Source organism: Streptomyces sp. NPDC096046, from assembly GCF_040303285.1.
Classification (GTDB): Bacteria; Actinomycetota; Actinomycetes; order Streptomycetales; family Streptomycetaceae; genus Streptomyces.
This window is the reverse complement of record NZ_JBEOSZ010000014.1, coordinates 96,656-116,949: the sequence shown is the minus strand read 5'-3', so window position 1 is coordinate 116,949 and position 20,294 is coordinate 96,656. Positions and strand designations below refer to the sequence as shown.

Sequence of the window (20,294 nt, the reverse complement as noted above, 5' to 3'; positions counted from 1 at the left end):
GATTCAGCCATCCGGGGTATGTAACTGTCGGCGAGCGGTTGAATACGCGATGCTGTGTACGTCACGCAGCACGCCACAACCATCTGGGGGGTAGACGATGAGTGTGACGATTGACGAGCGGGCGATTTCGGACCACGAGGACGACATTGTCATCGTCGTGTCCGACGCCGACTACCGGGACGCCGCGCAGCGTGCCCTGGACGAGCTCGGACTCACCTACGCCGAGCTCGAAGAGCAGGCGAGGGAGGGGAACTTCACCTCGTCGCAGGCACATGCTCTGTGGGTGTCCATCGGCGGCACGGTTGACCTCTGACCTGTCGAAACAGGCCTACAAGTTCGCCAGGGAGTTACAGGAGACCCTCAACGGGACCGTGTGCCAGCATGTGCGGATCGCCGCCGTACTGCGTCCACGTTCCGCAGTCGGTCCTGTCTTCACTCTCGGACATGGCCTGTCCGCCGCCAATCCCACCCAACCGACAGCGTTCCCGCTCCGCGTCGATCAGAAGAAGCCGCGATCGTGGATGAACCTCTCGTTCCAGGTCCGTCTGGACGACGAGGCCGACTTCTTGACGGTCCATTCGTCCTACTGCGGCATCTTCACCGATGAGGCTCTGGAGACCTGTCTGCTCCACTGGGACTACGAACGCGAGAAGGACAAGTACACCAGTGCGCACGTCCAGGTGTACGGCACGTCGCCCGCACTGGAGGCGCTCAACAGGAACAACGATCACAAGCGGTCCCTGGACAAGCTCCACATCCCGGTAGGGGGAAGACGCTTTCGGCCCTGCATCGAGGATGTCATCGAGTTCCTGATCACCGAACGGCTGGCCGACGGCCGCGAGGGTTGGGAGAAGCGCGTCGAGGAGGGGCGCAATCGCTATCGGCGCGGCCAGTTGCTGGCGGCGATGAGGCGCAATCCCGATGTGGTCGAGGAGTACCTCGAGAGCCGCCGCGAGTAGCCGCGCGAAGGCGGGGAAGTCGGGCGCCTCGGCGACGGCACCTCGATCGGGGCGCCGCCGCGTACCAGCCCACCGAGTCCGAGTACGCGGACTTCGCCCGGGTGTGGAAGGGCACCACCGTCCGGTAGACCGGCTCGCCACCGATCTCGTGGACGATGAGAGCGGTGGCCGCCAGCAGGCCGACCAGGAAACCGCCGTAGGGGCGGCAGTACGCCTCGAACGCGGCGGCACATTTCAGAGGAACGGATGGCGTCTCGAACGGCGTTGCGGGGCCCGCCCCGGGGTCTGTCCGGTGTGCTCAGTTGACGCCGATGTCCTCGTTCCAGAGCGCAGGGTGTTCCGCGATGAACTCGCGCATCAGCCCAGCGCACTCGGCGTCGTCCAACAGCACGATCCGCACTCCGTGTTCGGCGAGCCAGTCGTGACCGCCGTGGAAGGTGGCCGCATCGCCGATCACCACCCGGGAGATGCCGAACTGCCGCACCAGACCGGAGCAGTACCAGCACGGCGACAGCGTCGTCACCATCGTCGTGCCCCGGTAGGAGCGCCGCCGCCCGGCCGCGCGGAAGGCCGCCGTCTCCGCGTGCAGGGACGGATCGCCGTCCTGGACGCGGCGGTTGCGGCCGCGGCCCAGCAGGGCGCCGTCGGCGCCGTACAGCGCTGCGCCGATCGGGATACCGCCCTCGGAGAGCCCGGAACGGGCCTCTTCAAGGGCGAGGGTGAGCCATGCGTGTGCTTGTGCGTGATCCATGGAGTCACTCTCGCAGGGCCGCCCTCCGCCGCCCCTGGGTGCGTACAAAGTCGCCCTGAGGTCATAAAGTTGGTAATTCCGTACCGGATGGGGGAGGGGCGTCGATGGCGGACGAGTGGGAGCCCGGAACGGATGTAACGCTGGCGATCAATCAGGTGAGTGCGTGGATCGTCTCGGCCGACACCAAGGCCGGTCTGCTCGCGGCGGGTCTGGGCGTGATGGTGGCCGGGCTGCTGACCCGGGCGGGCGACTTGCGGTCGATGGCACCGCCGCACACGTTTCGGGAGTTCCTGACCCTCGTTCTCGTACATCTTGTGGTGATCTCGCTGACCGCCTCCGGGTGGTTCATCGTGCGCACGCTGACGCCCAGGGCGGTGTCGAGCACCCCCACGAGGTACGGCTGGCCGACGCTCGCGCGCAGGGCCCACGCTCCACAGCCTTCCGCCGAACCCGGGCGGGCGCGTGCGGAGGCGTGGCAGCACGCCGTCGACCTGGCCGCTGTCGCGGAGCGGAAATTCGTCGCCTTCCGCAGGGCGTTGCACTGCGCGGTGGCGGCAGGCGGCACTCTGCTCGTGCTGCTGATGGTGACCGTTTGGGTATGATCTGATGATCCATTGGCGAAATATATGTGATCCTGGCTACCCTCTGGGCATCCTTTCCTGAGGTGCGACCGAGCCACGGGGTGGCCGCGGCGCATCAAGGGGGGGCAACTGTGGCGCTTGACCTTGGGGGGACGAGCCGCGTGACAGCTTCCCGGCCTTTACCCGTTCATCACGTCATGCTCGGCGTCGACGTGCGGGGTTCCTCGGCGCGGTTCCGCGACGACAGCCTCCTGCCGGCTCTTCGGACGGCGCAGACCGGCCTTGTCGCTGCAGCCCTTCGGCAGCAGGGCGTGGACCAGGACGCCTATGTGCTGCGCAGCCGCGGAGACGGCGGCCGCTACGAATTCCTTCCGGGTGTTTCACCAGTGCCGGTGGTGGAGGCCCTGACAGGCCCCCTGCCCAGTTTGCTGAGACGCCACAATAAGCAGTCGTCGGAGGCTCTCGAACTCGGCCTGCGTCTGGTAACGCATGGTGGATACCTCGTCCCCGCTCCGGACGGCGGCGACGCGGACGGCGCGGACGTCAACCTGCTGCACGGCATGCTGGACGCCGAGGAGTTGCGCTCAGCGTTGGCCGACAGCGGTGCACCGTATGTGCTGGCCGTATCCGAGGAGATCTGGAACGGCGTCGTGCGGCACGGCCACGGCGACCTCGACCCGGCTGCCTTCGAACCGGCGTGCCTGACGGTCAAGGGCGGAGCGACGGTGACCGCCTGGCTGAGCCCGGAGTTCCGCGGTCACCCGCAGGACGACGGGGCCTCCGCGCGGACGACGGCGGCACCGCATCCCAGGGACACCACTGGAACCGGCTCACCTGGTCAGGCGGAGCAAGCGGGCCGGGGCGGCATCACGTTCCAGGGCCGGGTCAAGGCGAAGAACGTGGTCAGCGGTGACCAATGGAACATCCGGTGAGCCCTGCCGGGCGGGCGGAGGCCGCCGACGAGTCCGAGAGTGAAGACGCTCCGAGCGGCGAGCCGGGTGCCACCGGTGACCTGACCGACGCTTCCCTCGACGACCACTTCGAGCCGGGCGAGATGCACCGCCTGCGCTCCGAACTGGACAGCGACGTGGGCCGCTTCGACAGCACCGGCTCGATGACCTTCCGGCGCAGGGTGAAGGCAGAGTCGATCGTCGGCGGCGACCAGTTCATCCTCAACATGTCCGGCGGTACCGCTCGCCGCCCCAGCTGGTACTGCCTCACCGGCGCCGAACAGATGGAGATGGAGCAGGTCTACGTCCGACCGTCGTGCGCGGAGGCGGCGGAGCGAACGCTTCGTCATCACCATGTGCTTGTCCTGCGCGGTCCTCGGCACAGCGGTCGCCGCTTCCTCGCCACCGCCATCGCGATGACGGTCGTGCAGCCGGGCGGGCAGTGCCGGTTTCTGCATCCGGGAACCGGCCCGGACGCTCTCGTGGCGGGTGATGTGAAACCCGGCTGTGCGTACGTACTGACGGCCAGTGCGGAAACCGTGGAGCGTGCCCTGACCGGATTCGAGCTGGCTCGGCTGTCGCGCGTCTTCACCGACCGCAGGTCCTATCTGGTCCTGACCGTCGACGACGCCTCCGCTGCACCGGCGGACACGGCGGCGTGGACGGTCCCCGTGGATGAACGCCCCGAAGGGGCCAGGTTGCTGCGCAACCATCTGCTCTACCGGCTGCCAAGGGACCGGGGTGCCCACGCGGACGTTCTTCTCCGTGACCAGGAGGTGATCGAGTGGCTCGCCACCCGGCCGATCCCGACGGAGATTGCACAGACCGCGCGTGAGCTGGCACGGACGGCCGACGGTTCTGTCACCGTCTCCGCGTGCATGGCCCAGGTCGCCGTACGGATCAGGCAGGACGCTGTGGACCTGCTGAAGGATGACGAGCTGCCGCGGGAACTGGCGCTCGCCGTGGCGTTCTTCGGCGGTTTTCCCTACGCGACGGTCAACCGTCTGGCGCATCGGCTGGCCGACGTCGTGCATCGGGCGATGGCCCACGAGGGCGCCAGGCCGCGCCCGTTTCTCGAGGTCACCCGAAGCCAGCGGCTCGACGCGGTGCGAGCCGTCACGTACACGGGGACGGTGTACACCCGCTACGGCAGCAGCCCGGCCGAGATCGTGGACTTCTCGGCGCGGGGCCTGGCGTCGGAGCTGATCGACGTCATGTGGACGGACTACGACGGGTCCGAGATCCTGGTGTGGCTCTCCGGCCTCGTGCACGACTCGGATGCGGCGGTCCGTCGCCGGGCCGCGGTCTGCGTGGGGCGCCTGTCCCTCCTCAGCTTCGCGGAGATCGCGGAGGAGGTGCTGCAGCCCTGGTCCTTGTCGCCCGATCACCGTGAGCGGGCCGCGGCGGCGATCGCGCTGTCCGTGGCCGTCGGCCATCCGGCCGTCGCCGCACACGCGCTCGGCCTGGTGGAATCCTGGAGCGCGGCCCCGAACCGGTACCGCCGGATGACCGCGGCACTCGCCTGGGGCCTGGCGGTGAGCCCGGTCCACCCGGTCGCTGCCACCCAGGGGCTCGGCCGCCTCCTGGACACCCGGGACACCGGAGTGGCCTGGGCAATCCGGGTCGGGCTGTCCGCCGTGTTCACCAGCGGCCTGTCCTCGCTCGTGCTGGAGGCGATGGGCACCTGGCTGGCCGACGCGAAGGATCCCGCACGCGGTCAGCTCCTCGGCGCCTTTCTGCGGATCTGCCGGCTGCACGGCGCGGACGAGCGGCCGGACGCCGTCAAGTGGCCGTCGGTCCTGTGGCTTTTCGAGCGGTGCGGACTCACGAACGAAGCCGACGAGGAGACACGCCGGGACACGGCGGAGATCGACGAGGACGTGATCGACCTGTGGCGGGCAGCCCTCGCACACCAGATGACGCGCAGGGAGGCGCTGGTCGAGCTGGGCTCCTGGATCCGGCAGGCCGACCGGTACGGCGAGTTCCGCGAGGCACTGCTCGACCTTCTCGATGAATTGATCGTGGACGAGAGCGACTTCCGTCGCCTCGATCATCACCTGCGGCGGCTCGCCCACGAGCCGTCCGCCCCTTCCTACACCGCCCAACTGGCCCTCGCGGAGCTGGACGCGCTGCGCTGAGCGGTACACCACGGAATGACAGGAGCCCAGTGTGGCCATCACCGACGGACCCGTACGGGGGCCTTACCCAGTCACCCGTCCCCGCGACATCGAGGACCGGGCCCGCCCCGGGGCAGGCGAGTGTGCTGTGGTCCTGCTCGGCGCCGAACTCCACCCGATGCCCAAGGGTGAGGTCCCTACCTCGGGCATCGGCTGGTTCCGGCCCAAGAGCCGGTACTGGATCGTGGACTTGAGGGAGCACACCACCACCTTCGAGGTCACGCTCGACAGCGCCGACAAAGGGCTGTGCTTCCACGGCTCGATCGAGGTCGACTGGCGCGTGTCCGACGCCCGGCTCGCCGCGAATCAGGCACCGTTCGACGTGCAAGGCATGCTCAAGCGCCGCATCGTGCCGCCGCTGAGGAAGGCCGCGCGGGACTACGGGCTGGACGCGGTCGGTGAGCTGGAGTCCCGTATCTCCTGGGAGGAGTTCGCCGGGCAGAGCGGCGACGGCCTGCTGGAGATCTTGGAGGTCAGTTGTGGCCTCCGCCCCGACGCGGAGGCCATCGGCATCACCCGTACGGGAGCGCTGACCGACATGCAGCGCGGTCAGGCGCTCAAGGTCCTCAGCGAGGGCGAGTTCGGTCTCATGGCCCAGGCGATGATCCAGAACCCCGACGCCGTCATGGACTTCCTCCGCGACATGCGAGAGGACAAGCGCTTCGCGCTGCTCGCCCACCTGGAAATGGCCAAGGCCGTCACCGGGGCGGAGGGAAGCGAGGAACACGAACGCGCGCACGCGATCAGCGAACTGCTCGTGCAGATCCGCAGCACATTGCCGGGTACGACCGCGACCACCCAACTGCCCTCGGCCGGATCGGTGAACGTGCCGCGGCAACTTCAGGAAGGCCGCCCCCGGCGCCGGGACAAACGAGCGCGCAACCGGGACGGTGCTGCCAACGAGGCTTCCGTGAAGGACGACGCGGGCAGGGGCGGCGACCCGTCCCGCAACGACGACGAGTGACGGGACCGCGCGTTCGATGATCGAGATATTCGACCTCGTCGTGGAAGTCTGGGGCGAGGGCTTCTCCTGGTTCGTGTACCCGATCCGCATCCCGCTGCTGACCGTTGCCTCGGTCCTGGTGATCTGGGCTGCACTGCGCCTGGTCGTGGCGCGACTGAACGGCACGGCCGACTGGACGGGCCAGAAGGTGTCCCGGCTGCTCGGATCGGCGCTGCTCGCCCCGGAGTACGCTTGCACGCTGTTCTTCCTCAGCCAGGGCAAAGGCATCCCCCTGCCGCTACGGCTGTACGGCGAGTGGGTGGAGAACGTCGCGGACTGGACGGTCAAGGCCGGCCGGTGGCTGGGCCGCGTCATGCGTTCCTGCTCCACCGTCTCCGTGCGGGCGGTCGCCGTGGTGGTGGCGCTCTACCTCGTCGGCTACAACGTCCACGCGATCGGCAGCGCCGAGGAGCCAGCCTCTCCCCAGGCGCCGGTCGCCATCTGGTGGGATTCCCTGCAAGCCTGGCTCGACTCCGATGAACACCCCGTCTGGGAGGAAGGCACTGCCTCATCCTCCCCCCGGAAGGAGCGCCCGTGACCGACTCCGAGGACTTCTTCGCGTCCGCCGAACAACTGCGGGAGGAGCAGAACGACTTCGTCCGCGAACGCGAGGAGTCGGCACGCGCCGAGGAGGCCACACAGGCCGAGTTCACCGAGCGCTTCCACGCCTTGGCACGCGCGAGCGCTGCACGGTTGCACGCCGCCGGGGTACCGATGCGCTCCGTCCCGCTGGAACAGGCTCCGCCCGCTCCCACTCCGCCTTCCTCACGCATCGCCCGAGCTTTCTGGACGGCTCCTCCCGCCCCGGAGGTTCCCACCATGCGAGCGTGGAAGTGGTGGTGGCTGGAGCCGAACAAGCGGCGTTACACCAACATCGGGCGTAGCGCGACATGGGGAGCGCACTATGCGTACGGCGACAAGGCGGGGGAATGGACCGGATATCCGACCTTGCTGCTCGACCATTCGGGCGCCGTGACCATCGGAGTGAGCGCGCGATACGAGTCCTTCGGCAGCAAGAACGACTTCCGTGACTACGCCTTCCAGCCTGGCGCCAACGACGGTCGTGATCTCCGCACCGGAGAACGGATCGACCGTGTCACCGCCCAAGGGCTGAGCGGACTCATGGGTGAGGATCACTATCCGCAGGGCTGGCCGGGCGGCGCCGGATACGCGCAGCGGCAATTCATGGCGGATCAGTGGAACGCCGAGGCGCAGGCGGGCTGCCTCGAACGACTGGCCGCGGGTGTCCTGTACATGATTGACAATCCGAACGCCGAGTAACGACCGTCCTCACGTGTGCAACCGGGGACCAGCCGTTGTTGAGCCATTCGTCGTCCCGGCCGCGGTGCACCGGTCGAGGTAGGCGTGCAGGGCGCCCGCGCCCTCGATCATGGCCCTGGTGCGGGCCGTCAGCGCCTGGCCGCGGGCCGCGACGGCCGCCCGCAGCGCCGCGCTGCTGCCCTCCCGCCGCAGCCCATCCAGCACCGGCCTGATCTGGTCGAAGAGGTAGTGGCTGCGGCGCAGGGTGTGCACGAGCCGGGCGTCGCGCACGTCGGCGGGCTGGTACACCCGGTAGCCCGTGCCGCGTTCGCGCCCCGGCGAGAGCAGCCCGGCCCCCTCCCACACGCGCAGCGCCGACGTCCGTACGCCCAGCAGCACGGCCACCTCGCCGATGCGCAGGCCGCCCGAGCGCGGCAGGGGGGCGGGCGGCTCCGCCGCCAGCAGCTCCAGTGCCTCGCTCGCCGCCCGCAGCGACACCCGCTCCTCGTGCAGAGCGGCATGCGCGGCGTCGACCAGCGCGAGCGCGCCCGGGACATCCCCCTCGTGCAGGGCCCGCATGATCGCCGTCGCCGTCACCGGCCCGTACCCCCGCATCAGCGTCCGGTACGCCAGCAGCGCGCCGCGATGCATCTCCCCGAAGACACGGTAGCCGGACGCGGTGCGCGCGGCCGGCGGGAGCACCCCGGCGTCCTCGTAGTTGCGGATCTGCTGCGTCGAGACACCGGCCAGCCGGGCCAGGTCGACGGGTCGCAGACGGCGGTCGTTCGTCATCGATTTGAAGGTTACGGCAGCAACCCGGCCGAAGGGAGCTCTCAAGTCTCAACACCGCACTTCAATGGAAGACTTGAAGGAATGGACGACTGCATCCGCGTCACCGGCGCCCGCCTGAACAACCTCAAGAACGTCTCCCTCTCCCTGCCGAAGAACAAGCTGGTCGTGCTGACCGGCCTGTCCGGCTCCGGCAAGTCCACCCTCGCGTTCGACACCCTCCACCGGGAGGGCCAGCGGCAGTACCTGGAGTCGCTGGGCATGGTCACCGGCTTCGTCAGCAAGCCCGCCGTCGACTCGATCACCGGCCTGTCCCCGTCCATCAGCGTCGACCAGCACCTCACCAACCGCAGCCCGCGCTCCACGGTCGGCACGGTCACCGAGGTCTTCACCTACCTGCGGCTGCTGTGGTCGCGGATCGGGGTCCGGCCCTGCCCCGGCTGCGGCAAGGACGTCCCGCCGCCGTACACCGACGACACCGAGGCCGACGAAGCCGACGAGGACGCCGAGGCCGGGCAGCGGCCCTGCCCGCACTGCGGCACCCCCGTGCCCGGCCTGGTCATGGGCTCCTTCTCCTTCAACAAGCCCGCCGGAGCCTGCCCGGCCTGCACCGGCCTGGGCGAGGTGATCCGGCCCGACGTACGACGCCTGGTCGACGACGCGAAGTCGGTGGCCCAGGGGGCCGTGCGGGGCTGGAACGCGAAGTACACCGACTGGAGCCTGCCCGTACTGCGGGCCGCCGCCGGCCACTACGGCTTCACCTTCGACGCGGAAGCGCCGCTGGGCGAACTCGACGACAGACAGCGGGATCTGCTCCTGCACGGCGTCGAAAGCCCCGAGTTCCGGCGGCACTTCCCCGGCACCGACCCGCCGGCGACCGTGGCGGCGGGCCGTTTCGAAGGGGTGGCGACGTCCCTGCTGCGCCGCTACGGCGAGCGCGCCGACGACGCCGAGTACCGCGAACGGGCCGAGCAGCAGGGCCTGGTGAAGCAGCCCTGCGGCGAGTGCGGCGGAACCCGGCTGCGGGCGGAGAGCCGGGCGGTGACCGTGCACGGGCTCGGCATCGTCGAGGCGGCCCGGCTCCCGCTCGACCGACTGGCCGCGTGGCTGGGCGGGTTGCGGGACCGGGTCACACCGGACGAGTGGCTGTTCGTCGAGCCGATCGTCGCGGATCTGGAGGAACGCGTCGGACGGCTCGTCGACGTCGGCGTCGGATACCTCACCCTCGACCAGTCCACACCGAGCCTGTCGGCGGGGGAGACCCAGCGGCTGCGGCTGGCCGCCCTGCTCGGCTCGGGCCTCACCGGAGTCCTCTACGTCCTCGACGAGCCGACGATCGGTCTGCACCCCTCCGACACCGAACGGCTGGTACGGGTCCTGCGCAGGCTCCGCGACCTGGGCAACACGGTGCTGGTCATCGAGCACGACCTGGACGTCCTGAAGGCCGCCGACCACCTGGTGGACGTCGGGCCGGGGGCGGGCCGGGACGGCGGGCGGATCGTCGCCGAGGGCACACCGCGGGAGGTCGCCCGGACCGAGGGCTCGGTGACCGGCGCGTATCTGTCCGGCCTGCTGTCGGTTCCGCCGTCCCGGGGACGCGGGGACAGCGCGACGGCCGTCGTGATCCGAGGGGCCCGTGCCCACAACCTCAAGAACCTGACCGTACGCGTTCCGCTGCGCCGCCTGGTGACGGTCACGGGCCCGTCGGGCTCGGGCAAGTCCACACTGCTGCTGGACATCCTCGGCCGGGCCGCCCGGCGCCACTTCCACGGTGCCGGGGAACCGCCCGCCGAGCACGACGGCGTCGACGGCTGGGAGCACCTGTCCAAGGTCGTCCTCATCGACCAGGAGCCGATCAGCCGTATGCCGCGCTCCAACGCGGCGACCTACTCGGACGTCTTCACCCCGATCCGGGAGGTCTTCGCCGCCCGCAGCCGAGGCCGCCTGAGCGCGGGTCACTTCTCCTTCAACGTGCCCGGCGGACGCTGCGAACGCTGCGAGGGAGCGGGCGTGCTCACCGTCCCGATGCACTTCCTCCCGGCGGTGGAGGTGCGCTGCCCGGCGTGCAAGGGCCGCCGCTTCCGGCCGGAGGTGCTGTCGGTCCGGCACGAGGGCCACGACATCGCCGAGGTGCTCCGAGCGACGGTGGACGAGGCCGTGACGGTGTTCAAGGACGTCCCGCCGGTGGCCGCCCGGCTGCGACGGATGGCCGACGTCGGCCTCGGCTACCTCCCTCTCGGCCAGCCCGCCACCACTCTCTCCGGTGGCGAGGCCCAGCGCCTGAAACTCGCCCGGGAGCTGGGACGGCGGACCACCGGACACGCCCTGTACCTGCTCGACGAACCGACGACCGGCCTGCACCCCGCGGACACCGCCCGCCTTCTCGACGTCCTCCAGCGCCTGGTCGACGCCGGGCACTCGGTCGTCACCGTCGAGCACAACCTGGACGTCGTCCACGCCTCCGACTGGCTGATCGACCTCGGGCCGGAAGGCGGGGTGGGCGGAGGGCGGCTGGTGGGGCAGGGGGTACCCGGGATCTGAATCGGCTCCGGCGCCAACTGTTCTGACGCTGGACATGGGCCTCGAGCGGCAACCCGGGGCACTTTGAAGTCCATGACCGACCGGGGCAGGTCGTGCTACCGGATGACCGGGGCGAAGGGGAGTTCAGCAGTCGCTCCCAGCCTGGCCCAAGACCGCCGATGAGATCATCGAGTCGCTCGCTCACTTCTGCCGACGGATCTCTGGAGCAGGACACCAGGGACCAGCGGCCAGGGGCCCGAGGGAACTCGTCGCGGGCGACGGGCGAAGGAGAGGTGAAAGCCCAAGCCTTCGAAGCGTTTCCCAGAACGAGAGGAGCCCCGATGACCGTCGAGCCAGGCGTCCGCACGGGGGTGGACAGCGATGCCTCGGTCATCGTGCGGTCCCGGGATGAGCCCGAGGCATTCGCCGTGCTCTTCGACCGGCACGCGGATGCGGTACACCGATATCTGGCCCGTAGGCTCGGCGGCGAGCCGGCCGACGACCTCATGGCGGAGACCTTCACCACTGCTTTCCAGCAGCGGCACCGGTACGACCCCGCGCGGGCCACGGGTGACGGGGCCCGGCCCTGGCTGTTCGGCATAGCGACCAACCTGGTCGGCCGGCACCGGCGGGCCGAGGCCCGCCGGTTCAAGGCCCTGGCCCGCATCCCGGCTCCCGCCGACCACGAGGAGCCGCTGGCCGACCGGGCTGCGGCCCGGGTGGGGGCACGGGCCGTACGCCGGGAGCTGGCGGCGGCACTGGCCGCACTGCCCGCGCGGCACCGGGACGTGGTGCTGCTGGTGGCGTGGGGCGGTCTCGGCTACGAGGAGGTGGCCCAGGCCCTCGGTGTCCCCATCGGCACGGTCAGATCACGACTGCACCGGGCCCGCAGCAAGCTACGCGAAGCGTTGGGCGGATCCGATCCGACGACACTGCGAGAGGCATCCGGCCGTGACTGACGAACTCGAACTCCTGCGGGACTGGGACGCCGACGCGTCCCCGCTCACCGAACCGGCCCGGGCACAGGCCCGGCACCGACTGCTCAACACGATCACGCGCACGGAGCGGCACCCCGACACCGGACCCAGCCGCCGCCGCGCGCTGCGCCTTGCGACGGCCGGGGTGGTCGCCATGGCGATCACGGGGGCGGCGGTGCTGATCACCACCGAGGGCGAAGGCCCGGACCGCGCGGGCACGGTCGCCCCGCAGATGCGCAACGCCGCCGCTGCGAAGGTGCTGAACGGGGCGGCGGCGTACGCGGGCAGTCAGGAGACGCCCGTAGCGCCGCGCGGCGACCAGTTCATCTACTCGAAGCGGATCATCAAGGAGACGGACCGGAAGACCGGCAAGGTCAAGACCTTTGTGGACGTGAACTGGGACTCGGTGGACGGCTCCAAGCGCTCCCTGACCATGGAGCGCGGCAACGTGATCTGGGAGGAGCCCATGAAGGACGGCAGCTTCGTGTGGCCTCCCCGGGAGTGGAACAAGCTCAAGAAGCTCCCGACCGATCCGGAGAAGCTCGTTCCGGCCATCATCTCCGCCCGCGGCACGACCGACCGGTCGATCGGCGACCTCTCCGGCTTCGACTGGTTCCGCGCCTACTTCCTGCTCGGCGAGCTCCTGAAGCAGCCGGTGCTGCCCCCGGGGATGCGTCCCGCAGCGTACGAGGCACTGGCCCTGGTGCCCGGAGTCAAGGCGATTCCGGGCGTGAAGGACTCTGCCGGGCGCACGGGAGTGGGGATCGCTTACACCGGGCAGGGGTCCCAGAAGGGCAGCTACCTCATCTTCGATGCGGAATCCTATGCATTCCTGGGCTTCCGCAGTGAGGGGTCTACGGCTTCCGGCAGGACGTACATCCAGCTGTCGCACACGGTGGAGTGGGCGATCGTCGACCGCTTGAGGCAGCGACCCTAGGTCCCCGGGCCTTTCCACTGGCTGACACTGCTTGGACCCGGGCCTCTGCCTGACCAAGAACGACTGTCTTCCGTGGGTCACATTTCTCTGTTGCGATCCGTCAGGGCAGTGACAGAGAAATGAAAGCCCTGAGGAGCTCGTCCCCGGGCTGGCGGAGGTGTCGGCGGCGCTGTTCGAGGTCATCTGCACGCGGGCTTTCTGCGCAAGGCCGGAGAGTCACGTCGGTCGCGTCCCAACCCTTGTTCGCGAAGCGGACAGGAGGGCCGGGTGCTGGAAGAGCCTGTGACACCTACAGCCGGGGCATTCTCAGACCGGCGGGCGGCGCCCTGGCGATCGGCGGAGTCCTCTACGCGGCGGGGGTCCATGGCTGACCCGCAGCAAGGTGATCGCCATTGCCGTCTCCCGCACCGCGCGCCTGACACCCGTCCGGGCCTTCAGGCGCGCCTCTCCAGCACCGCGTAGTCGGCGAAGCAGCGGCGGTAGCGCAGGTGCCGGGTCTCCTGGGTGTGCCTGCGCTGCCACTCCTCGACCTCGGCCGGTGCCGAACGGAGCCCGGAACCGGCTCCGCAGTCCGCGTCCTCGCCCGAGACGCAGTGTGCCTCGTACTCGGGCAGGGCGGACGGGTCCTGGACGATCGTGTACGGCACGTACCGGAAGATCCTGCGTACGGTCGACTCCCCACCGTGCTCTTCGCGTTGGTGCTTGCGCAGCAGGACGTTCGCGTCCGTCACGGCACTTCCGTCGAACGCGGCCCGCGCGGTGTCCCTCCGGGCGGCCAGCTCCTCACATGCCGCGCACCCTCGTACCGGCAGCGGAGGCCGGTTCGGATCAGCCGACAGCACCTCCCTGGAACGGTCGTTGACCGCCCGCACTCCCGCGCTGAGCCGCTCGTCCAGGGTCGCCGGCCGGATCCTCGCCGGGTCCGCCTGCCACTCCCGGCCACCGCCGACCGGGCGCAGCAACACATACGGGCCGGTCCTGTCCTGGTACTCGCCGACCCTGTCCGTTCGAGGGTCGTAGACGAGCGTTCCCGGTTCCATTCCGTGCACCTCCATCACTCTGGGTGTATCGAGCGTTGCGCAGGGGAACAGTCCGGATCAATGCTTTGCGTGTGACACCGGTGCACTGTCACGGAGGGGGGAAGCCGTGAGCCGACGGAACGGCGGGGCGGAGTCGGGGGCGAGCACGGCGGCCGTGTTCGGGGAGGTGCTGCGGCACTTCCGCGAGGCGGCCCTGCTGACGCAGGAGGGCCTGGCACGGCAGATCCCGTGCGACCGCTCGCATGTGGCGCGGGTGGAGGCGGGCACGAGGGTGCCGCAGGACACGTTCGCCAAGACCTGCGACGAACTCCTCGGCACGGGCGGGGTGTTGCTCCGGCTGTGGGGCCGGATCGACTGGTACCCGCAGGTGGAGCATCCGGACTGGTTCCGGCGGCGGGCGGAGATGGATGAGGAGGCGGTCGCCCTTCGGGAGTATCAGGAGCGGGTGATCCCGGGTTTGTTGCAGACTGCGGACTACGCGCAGTCGCTGTTCTCTCTGCTCGTGAGGGGCGAGGAGCTGGAAGAGCGAGTGCGGGCGCGACTGAGTCGCCAGCAGCGCTTCTTGGCTGACGGCGGCCCGCTGTACATCGTCGTCCTCGACGAGAGCTGCCTGCGCAACATGATCGGCAGCCCTGCCGTGATGCGGGACCAGTGCGCTCACTTGCTCGATGTCGCACGGCGGCCCAACATCCGGATCCAGGTCGCCCCCGCCGCGCGCCTCGGCCTGTTCCGACCCAGTGGATCCATGTCGCTGATCAAGCTGCCCGATGGGCATGAGTGGGTCTACTCGGAATCGCTCGATCGCGGTCATTTCAACGACGATCCGGCCCTCTTCGCGCGGCATAGCCGCACTTATGATGTGCTCAGGGCGGACGCTCTGTCAGCCCCCGAGTCCGCCGCTCTGATCAGCGACGTGATGGAGAGGTACGAGCATCATGACCGAGCCCGAACTCAGCGCGGTTACGTGGATCAAGAGCAGCTACAGCGACGCCAACGGCGGCAACTGCATAGAAATAGCCCCAGGTTTCCCCGAAACCGTCCCCGTGCGCGACAGCAAGAACCTTGACGGACCGGTCCTGGTCGTCACCCGGTCCGCCTGGGCGGCGTTCGTCGGCTCCGTACGCTGAACTACTGTCCGCTCACCATCTGCAGGATCCGGTTCGCGGCCTCCGCCACCGGCTGCCCCACCGCCCCGACGGCCGCGGCGATCGCGGCGACGGCCAGCAGCGCACGGTGCCGCTCGGCCGGCGGCGCCGCTTCCGCGGCCAGCACCGGCAGGGACTCGTCGATGAGCTGCGCGCTCGGCTGCGGCAACCGGTCGCGCAACTCGCCTACCTCACGGATCAGTTCGGCGAGGGCCAGCCGCAGGGCGGGGTCCGCGTCGCCCGTGGCCCCGTTCTTCACGATGCCCGTGTTGCCGCTGCCGCCATGCATCGAGACGTTGTCGCCGTAGTAGTAGTTGTTGCCGTTCATGCCGCGATCCCCACGTTCCCGCTGCCGCCGTACATGTTGACGTTGTCGCCGAAGTAGTAGTTCGTGGGCGAGCTGATCGTGAGCCGCTCCACGGTCACCCGGAACTCGGTGTCCGGGTTCTCCAGGGCACCGGCGACGTAGCCCACGAGCTGGTCCAGGTGCTGCGGGTTGCCGCTGGTCACCATCGCTGTCGACGGGCCGGCCGTCTCGACGGCGAGCACGTAGTGCGACTGTGCCGTGAGTACGGAGAGCATGTCGACGAAGGAGAAGACGAGCGCCGCGCCCGCGACGAGCCACACGAAGACGAGGAGCCCGCCGGCCGTGGACTCGTCCGCGAGGACGGTCAGACCGGCGATGATCGACAGGCCGACCGCCGCGGCCAGGATGATCCCGGTGCGGGCGAGGAAGCGGATGACCGCCTCCTTGCGCTTGGGGTGGAGGGTGAAGGTGTACACCCGGGCGATGTTGCGCAGCGGGTAGGCCGCTCCGCCGACCCATAACAGCCCTTTGCCGACCCGCAGTTCCACGTCGGTCACCGACCGGGGCGGCGCGGCGGGCGGGGGTGGCACGTCGTACTGGCCCGGTGGCTGCTGTGTCTCCATGTGGTCCCCCTGAGTGCCCTGAGTGCCGACGCGTGTGGTGTGGCAGCGGTGACTGCGTGAACACCATTGACGACGGCGTGTGCCGAGGGCAAGTGGTTTCACGGGCCCGGTGGGGAACCGGCCGGGTCAGGACTCCTCGCGCCTGGGGTCGTCGTCCTTCCTCTGGTCCTCGTCGAGCGACTTCAGGAAGTCGGGATTGTCGTCGGGCGCGACCCACTGCCGCGGACGCTCCGCCGCGGGCACCCGCTTCTTGCCGGCGATCAGCCAGGAGATCGACCCGACGAGCGGGAACAACAGCACGAGGATCGCCCACAGCGGCTTGGGCATGTGGCGGATCTCGTCGTCTTTGGTGCTGATGCAGTCGATGAACGCGTACACGCTCAGCGCCAGCGGCACGAGGAACATCAGTACCCGAAGCATGCGGCCTCTCAGCGAAAGCGGTGGGCGGTTCCAGGCCAGAGTAGCGGCTCGGGGATACTGGACCCCATGGCTTACGACGATCTTCGCTCCCTGCTCAGGGCGCTGGAGCGCGAGGGCGACCTCAAGCGCATCAAGGCCGAGGTGGACCCGTACCTGGAAGTCGGGGAGATCGTCGACCGGGTGCAGAAGGCGGGCGGCCCGGCACTGCTCTTCGAGAACGTGCGCGGTTCGAGCATGCCGCTCGCGATGAACGTGTTCGGCACGGACCGGCGGTTGCTGAAGGCCCTGGGCCTGAAGTCGTACGCCGAGATCTCCGAGCGGATCGGCGGGCTGCTGAAGCCCGAGCTGCCGCACGGGTTCGTCGGTGTGCGGGAGGCCTTCGGCAAGCTCGGCGCGATGACGCACGTGCCGCCGAAGAAGGTGAAGGACGGCCCCGTGCAGGAGATCGTCCTGACCGGGGACGACGTGGACCTGGACCGGCTCCCCGCCCTGTTCACCTGGCCGAAGGACGGCGGGTCGTTCTTCAACCTGGGGCTCACCCACACCAAGGACCCGGAGAGCGGCGTGCGCAACCTGGGCCTCTACCGGCTCCAGCGGCACGACCAGCGCACCATCGGCATGCACTGGCAGATCCACAAGGACAGCCGGAACCACTACCAGGTGGCCGCGCGCCGGGGAGAGCGGCTGCCCGTCGCGATCGCCTTCGGTTGCCCGCCCGCCGTGACGTACGCCTCCACCGCGCCGCTGCCCGGGGACATCGACGAGTACCTGTTCGCCGGGTTCCTCGCGGGCAAGCGGATCGAGATGGTCGACTGCAAGACCGTGCCGCTCCAGGTGCCGGCGCAGGCCGAGGTCGTGATCGAGGGCTGGCTGGAGCCGGGCGAGATGCTGCCCGAGGGTCCCTTCGGCGACCACACCGGCTTCTACACGCCGCAGGAGCCCTTCCCCGCGCTGAAGATCGACTGCGTCACGATGCGGAAGCGGCCCCTGCTCCAGTCGATCGTCGTGGGCAGGCCCCCGACGGAGGACGGGCCCCTGGGCCGGGCGACGGAACGCTTCTTCCTGCCGCTGCTGAAGATCATCGTGCCGGACATCGTGGACTACCACCTGCCGGAGGCGGGCGGCTTCCACAACTGCGCGATCGTCTCGATCGACAAGAAGTACCCGAAGCACGCGCAGAAGGTGATGCACGCCGTCTGGGGCGCGCACATGATGTCGCTGACCAAGCTGATCGTGGTCGTCGACTCGGACTGCGACGTGCACGACCTGCACGAGGTCGCCTGGCGGGCGCTGGGCAACACGGACTACGCCCGGGACCTGTCGATCGTCGAGGGCCCGGTCGACCACCTCGACCACGCCTCCTACCAGCAGTTCTGGGGTGGCAAGGCCGGTATCGACGCGACGAGGAAGTGGCCCGAGGAGGGCTACACGCGCGACGGCGGCTGGCCCGACATGGTGGAGTCGGACCCGGAGACCGCGGCGAAGGTGGACCGCCGCTGGAAGGAGTACGGGCTGTGACCTCCGCTTCCGCCGCGATCCCCCAGCCGGGACGCACCAAGGCGTTCCTGCGGCTGGTGATGATCGAGCACTCGGTCTTCGCGCTGCCCTTCGCCTACATCGCCGCGCTCACGGCGATGTACCAGTGGGACAGGAACGTCCACTGGGGCCGGCTGCTGCTGGTCACGATCGCCATGGTCGGTCTGCGCACCTTCGCGATGGCGGTCAACCGGATCATCGACCGGGAGATCGACGCCCGTAACCCGCGTACGGCGCAGCGCGAGCTGGTGACGGGCGCGATGTCGGTGAAGCACGCCTGGGTGGGTGCGCTGATCGCCCTGGCCGTGTTCCTCGGCGCGGCGGCCCTGCTCAACCCGCTGTGCCTGGCGCTGGCCCCCATCGCGGTGATCCCGATGGTGGTCTACCCGTACGGCAAGCGGTTCACGAACTTCCCGCAGGCCATCCTCGGCCTCGCCCAGGCCATGGGCCCGGTCGGCGGCTGGCTGGCGATCTCGGGGGAGTGGTCCTGGGACGCGGTGATCCTCGGTCTGGCCGTGGGCATCTGGATCGGCGGCTTCGACCTGATCTACGCCTGCCAGGACGTGGAGACCGACCGCGAGATCGGCGTCATGTCCGTCCCCGCCCGCTTCGGCATCCCGTCGGCGATCTGGGGTGCCCGGGTCTGTCACGCGCTGACGACGGCCCTGTTCGTCTGGTACGCCCTCGCCACCGGCGCCGGCGCGTTCTTCTGGCTCGGCCTGCTGATCGTGGCCGGAGCGTTCGTGTACGAGCACTCCATCGTCCGGCCCCACGATCTGTCCCGCGTCAACCGTGCGTTCTTCAGCGTCAACGGCTTCATCGGGATCGCCCTGTTCGGGTGCGCGCTGCTGGACCTGCTGGTGCGGGGTCTGACCGTCTGATCACGGTGCGAGGGGCGCTCGCCCCTGTCGCGGGCGGCGGCGGAACAGGAACGCCGCCGCCACTCCCGCGAGCAGGCCTATCAGATGGCCCTGCCAGCTGACGCCCGTCTGGGTCGGGGCGAGGCCCGCGAGGATGGAGCCGCCCCAGACCGCGGCGATCAGCACGCCGGCCAGGACGCCCCAGGGACGCCGCTCGACGAAGCCGCTGACCAGGAGGAAGCCGAACAGGCCGAAGATCAGGCCGGAGGCGCCCGCGGTGTTGGTGCGGTCCGGGGCGACGAGCCAGACACCCAGGCCGTCCACGACGACGATCAGCGCGCACACCAGCAGGAACCGGCGCAGGCCCGTGAGCGCGGCGAGGAAGCCGAGCACCAGTAGCGGCACGGTGTTCGCGGCCAGGTGGGCGAAGCCGAAGTGGATGAAGGCCGAGGGCACGACGTCGGCCAGCTCGGACGGCTCACGCGGGGTGACACCGAAGCCGTCCAGCGCGTGGCCGGTCGCCACGTCCACCACTTCCAGCAGCCACAGCAGCGCCACCCAGGCCAGCATCAGCTTGATCGCGGCGGGCGCACGGTCGCTCGTCGACCACCCGGCTCCGGTGTCTGACATGGCGGCCTCCAGCGCTCGCTCGTCCTTTCCGTGCAACGGCCCGCCCCCCTTGGCCGGTTCCCTTCCGCGACGCCGGATAGGCTCGGTGTTGTGAACCCAGTCAAGCCAGGCGAGATGCCGCGTACGCCTTGGATCGTAGGGGTGTCCGGGGCCTCCGGCACCCCGTATGCCGCTGCTGTGCTGCGGGCTCTTCTGGACGCCGGGGAGAGCGTCGATCTCGTGGTGTCCCGGGCCTCCCGGCTGACCTTGCTGGACGAGACCGGGATCTCCTTCCGGGACGCCCACTGGCAGGCCGACCTGCGGGAATGGCTGTCCCGGGGAGCCGACGGCAAGCCGGACACCTTCGCCGTCGACATCGGTGCCGTACGCCACTGGAACGCTGGCGACCTGGCCGCCGGGCCGTCCTCGGGGTCGTACCCGACCAAGGGCATGCTCATCGTGCCCGCCTCGACGGCGAGCGTGGCCGGGGTCGCGCTCGGCCTGTCGAAGGACCTGTTGCAGCGGGCGGCGAGCGTGACCCTCAAAGAGGGACGCAAGCTGATCGTGGCCGTGCGCGAGACCCCGCTGAACGGCCAGACCCTGCGGCACCTGGTCACCCTCGACGACGCCGGCGCGACGGTCGTGCCCGCCTCGCCCGCCTTCTACGCGGGCGCGACGCACATCCAGGACCTGGTGGACTTCGTCGCCGGGCGCGTACTCGACGCGGCGGGGGTGCCGCACCGGCTCTACCGCCGTTGGCAGGGTGAACTCGGCGGCGGTGCGCACCCCGACGGCTGAGCGGCACCCGAACCTCATCGGACTCAACGACAACTTCAGCGGAAGGCTTCGA

The 20,294-nt window shown here is 69.7% G+C and carries 23 protein-coding genes; 16 read left to right on the top strand and 7 right to left on the bottom strand.

The genetic code is table 11. The annotated features are described in order from the left end of the window. Positions 1–97 precede the first annotated feature (97 nt). A complete protein-coding gene (locus tag ABTX62_RS15375; protein ID WP_352116622.1) occupies positions 98–313 on the top strand; it encodes a hypothetical protein in 216 nt (71 codons plus the stop codon). A 208-nt stretch (positions 314–521) separates the two neighbouring features. Beyond that, a complete protein-coding gene (locus ABTX62_RS15370; RefSeq protein ID WP_352116621.1) occupies positions 522–959 on the top strand; it encodes a hypothetical protein in 438 nt (145 codons plus the stop codon). A 298-nt stretch (positions 960–1,257) separates the two neighbouring features. Here the strand turns inward: ABTX62_RS15370 and ABTX62_RS15360 are convergent, their stop codons facing one another. Further along, positions 1,258–1,710 carry a nucleoside deaminase gene (locus ABTX62_RS15360; RefSeq protein ID WP_352116620.1) on the bottom strand — a complete coding sequence of 151 codons (453 nt, stop codon included), beginning with the start codon at positions 1,708–1,710 and terminating at the stop codon, positions 1,258–1,260. Between the two features lie 104 nt (positions 1,711–1,814). Here ABTX62_RS15360 and ABTX62_RS15355 point away from each other — a divergent pair, with 104 nt between their 5' ends. The 6 genes from ABTX62_RS15355 to ABTX62_RS15330 all read left to right on the top strand — a co-directional run bounded on the left by ABTX62_RS15355 (position 1,815) and on the right by ABTX62_RS15330 (position 7,702). After that, positions 1,815–2,312, top strand: coding sequence for a Pycsar system effector family protein (locus ABTX62_RS15355; RefSeq protein ID WP_352116619.1), 498 nt, complete (start codon positions 1,815–1,817; stop codon positions 2,310–2,312). 140 nt (positions 2,313–2,452) lie between these two features. Beyond that, positions 2,453–3,223 (top strand): hypothetical protein, encoded by a 771-nt coding sequence (locus tag ABTX62_RS15350; protein WP_352116618.1) that lies wholly within the window; start codon positions 2,453–2,455, stop codon positions 3,221–3,223. After that, a complete protein-coding gene (locus tag ABTX62_RS15345) occupies positions 3,220–5,379 on the top strand; it encodes a hypothetical protein (RefSeq protein ID WP_352116617.1) in 2,160 nt (719 codons plus the stop codon). Before ABTX62_RS15350 ends, ABTX62_RS15345 begins: the two co-directional genes overlap by 4 nt. 31 nt (positions 5,380–5,410) lie before the next feature. Then, positions 5,411–6,382, top strand: coding sequence for a hypothetical protein (locus ABTX62_RS15340; protein ID WP_352116616.1), 972 nt, complete (start codon positions 5,411–5,413; stop codon positions 6,380–6,382). A gap of 16 nt (positions 6,383–6,398) precedes the next feature. Beyond that, on the top strand, positions 6,399–6,959 hold the full coding sequence (locus tag ABTX62_RS15335) for a hypothetical protein (RefSeq protein WP_352116615.1): 561 nt from the start codon (positions 6,399–6,401) through the stop codon (positions 6,957–6,959). Then, positions 6,956–7,702, top strand: a complete 747-nt coding sequence (locus ABTX62_RS15330; RefSeq protein WP_352116614.1) for a hypothetical protein — start codon at positions 6,956–6,958, stop codon at positions 7,700–7,702. The genes ABTX62_RS15335 and ABTX62_RS15330 overlap by 4 nt, the downstream gene beginning before the upstream one ends. A gap of 9 nt (positions 7,703–7,711) precedes the next feature. Here the strand turns inward: ABTX62_RS15330 and ABTX62_RS15325 are convergent, their stop codons facing one another. After that, on the bottom strand, positions 7,712–8,473 hold the full coding sequence (locus ABTX62_RS15325) for a MerR family transcriptional regulator (RefSeq protein ID WP_352116613.1): 762 nt from the start codon (positions 8,471–8,473) through the stop codon (positions 7,712–7,714). A gap of 81 nt (positions 8,474–8,554) precedes the next feature. On the opposite strand from ABTX62_RS15325, the gene uvrA reads away from it, so the two are divergent. The 3 genes from uvrA to ABTX62_RS15310 all read left to right on the top strand — a co-directional run bounded on the left by uvrA (position 8,555) and on the right by ABTX62_RS15310 (position 12,904). Continuing rightward, entirely contained in the window at positions 8,555–11,011 is a 2,457-nt protein-coding gene (gene uvrA, locus ABTX62_RS15320; protein WP_352116612.1) for an excinuclease ABC subunit UvrA, read from the top strand. A 320-nt stretch (positions 11,012–11,331) separates the two neighbouring features. Further along, positions 11,332–11,949: an RNA polymerase sigma factor gene (locus ABTX62_RS15315; protein WP_352116611.1), complete on the top strand. Its 618-nt coding sequence runs from the start codon at positions 11,332–11,334 to the stop codon at positions 11,947–11,949. Continuing rightward, positions 11,942–12,904, top strand: a complete 963-nt coding sequence (locus ABTX62_RS15310; protein ID WP_352116610.1) for a CU044_5270 family protein — start codon at positions 11,942–11,944, stop codon at positions 12,902–12,904. The genes ABTX62_RS15315 and ABTX62_RS15310 overlap by 8 nt, the downstream gene beginning before the upstream one ends. Positions 12,905–13,338: 434 nt before the next feature. Here ABTX62_RS15310 and ABTX62_RS15305 read toward each other — a convergent pair whose 3' ends face one another. Beyond that, positions 13,339–13,944 (bottom strand): DUF7848 domain-containing protein, encoded by a 606-nt coding sequence (locus ABTX62_RS15305; RefSeq protein ID WP_352116609.1) that lies wholly within the window; start codon positions 13,942–13,944, stop codon positions 13,339–13,341. Between the two features lie 106 nt (positions 13,945–14,050). Here ABTX62_RS15305 and ABTX62_RS15300 point away from each other — a divergent pair, with 106 nt between their 5' ends. Both ABTX62_RS15300 and ABTX62_RS15295 read left to right on the top strand, forming a co-directional pair. Further along, complete coding sequence (locus tag ABTX62_RS15300) at positions 14,051–15,010, top strand: helix-turn-helix domain-containing protein (protein WP_352116608.1); 960 nt, start codon at positions 14,051–14,053, stop codon at positions 15,008–15,010. After that, positions 14,958–15,071: a DUF397 domain-containing protein gene (locus ABTX62_RS15295; protein ID WP_352116661.1), complete on the top strand. Its 114-nt coding sequence runs from the start codon at positions 14,958–14,960 to the stop codon at positions 15,069–15,071. The genes ABTX62_RS15300 and ABTX62_RS15295 overlap by 53 nt, the downstream gene beginning before the upstream one ends. Position 15,072: 1 nt before the next feature. On the opposite strand, the gene ABTX62_RS15290 is transcribed toward ABTX62_RS15295, so the two are convergent. The 3 genes from ABTX62_RS15290 to ABTX62_RS15280 form a co-directional block, all read right to left on the bottom strand. Beyond that, positions 15,073–15,417, bottom strand: coding sequence for a hypothetical protein (locus tag ABTX62_RS15290; protein WP_352116607.1), 345 nt, complete (start codon positions 15,415–15,417; stop codon positions 15,073–15,075). After that, positions 15,414–16,019: a DUF6232 family protein gene (locus ABTX62_RS15285; protein ID WP_352116606.1), complete on the bottom strand. Its 606-nt coding sequence runs from the start codon at positions 16,017–16,019 to the stop codon at positions 15,414–15,416. Before ABTX62_RS15285 ends, ABTX62_RS15290 begins: the two co-directional genes overlap by 4 nt. A gap of 126 nt (positions 16,020–16,145) precedes the next feature. Then, complete coding sequence (locus ABTX62_RS15280; RefSeq protein ID WP_352116605.1) at positions 16,146–16,439, bottom strand: PLD nuclease N-terminal domain-containing protein; 294 nt, start codon at positions 16,437–16,439, stop codon at positions 16,146–16,148. 66 nt (positions 16,440–16,505) lie between these two features. On the opposite strand from ABTX62_RS15280, the gene ABTX62_RS15275 reads away from it, so the two are divergent. Continuing rightward, entirely contained in the window at positions 16,506–17,957 is a 1,452-nt protein-coding gene (locus tag ABTX62_RS15275; RefSeq protein ID WP_352116604.1) for a menaquinone biosynthesis decarboxylase, read from the top strand. Beyond that, positions 17,954–18,856 (top strand): menaquinone biosynthesis prenyltransferase MqnP, encoded by a 903-nt coding sequence (gene mqnP, locus ABTX62_RS15270; RefSeq protein WP_352116603.1) that lies wholly within the window; start codon positions 17,954–17,956, stop codon positions 18,854–18,856. The genes ABTX62_RS15275 and mqnP overlap by 4 nt, the downstream gene beginning before the upstream one ends. Here the strand turns inward: mqnP and ABTX62_RS15265 are convergent, their stop codons facing one another. Next, positions 18,857–19,465: a rhomboid family intramembrane serine protease gene (locus ABTX62_RS15265; RefSeq protein WP_352116602.1), complete on the bottom strand. Its 609-nt coding sequence runs from the start codon at positions 19,463–19,465 to the stop codon at positions 18,857–18,859. It lies immediately after the preceding gene. A gap of 114 nt (positions 19,466–19,579) precedes the next feature. Here ABTX62_RS15265 and ABTX62_RS15260 point away from each other — a divergent pair, with 114 nt between their 5' ends. After that, complete coding sequence (locus ABTX62_RS15260) at positions 19,580–20,242, top strand: UbiX family flavin prenyltransferase (RefSeq protein ID WP_352116601.1); 663 nt, start codon at positions 19,580–19,582, stop codon at positions 20,240–20,242. The last annotated feature ends 52 nt before the right edge of the window (positions 20,243–20,294 follow it).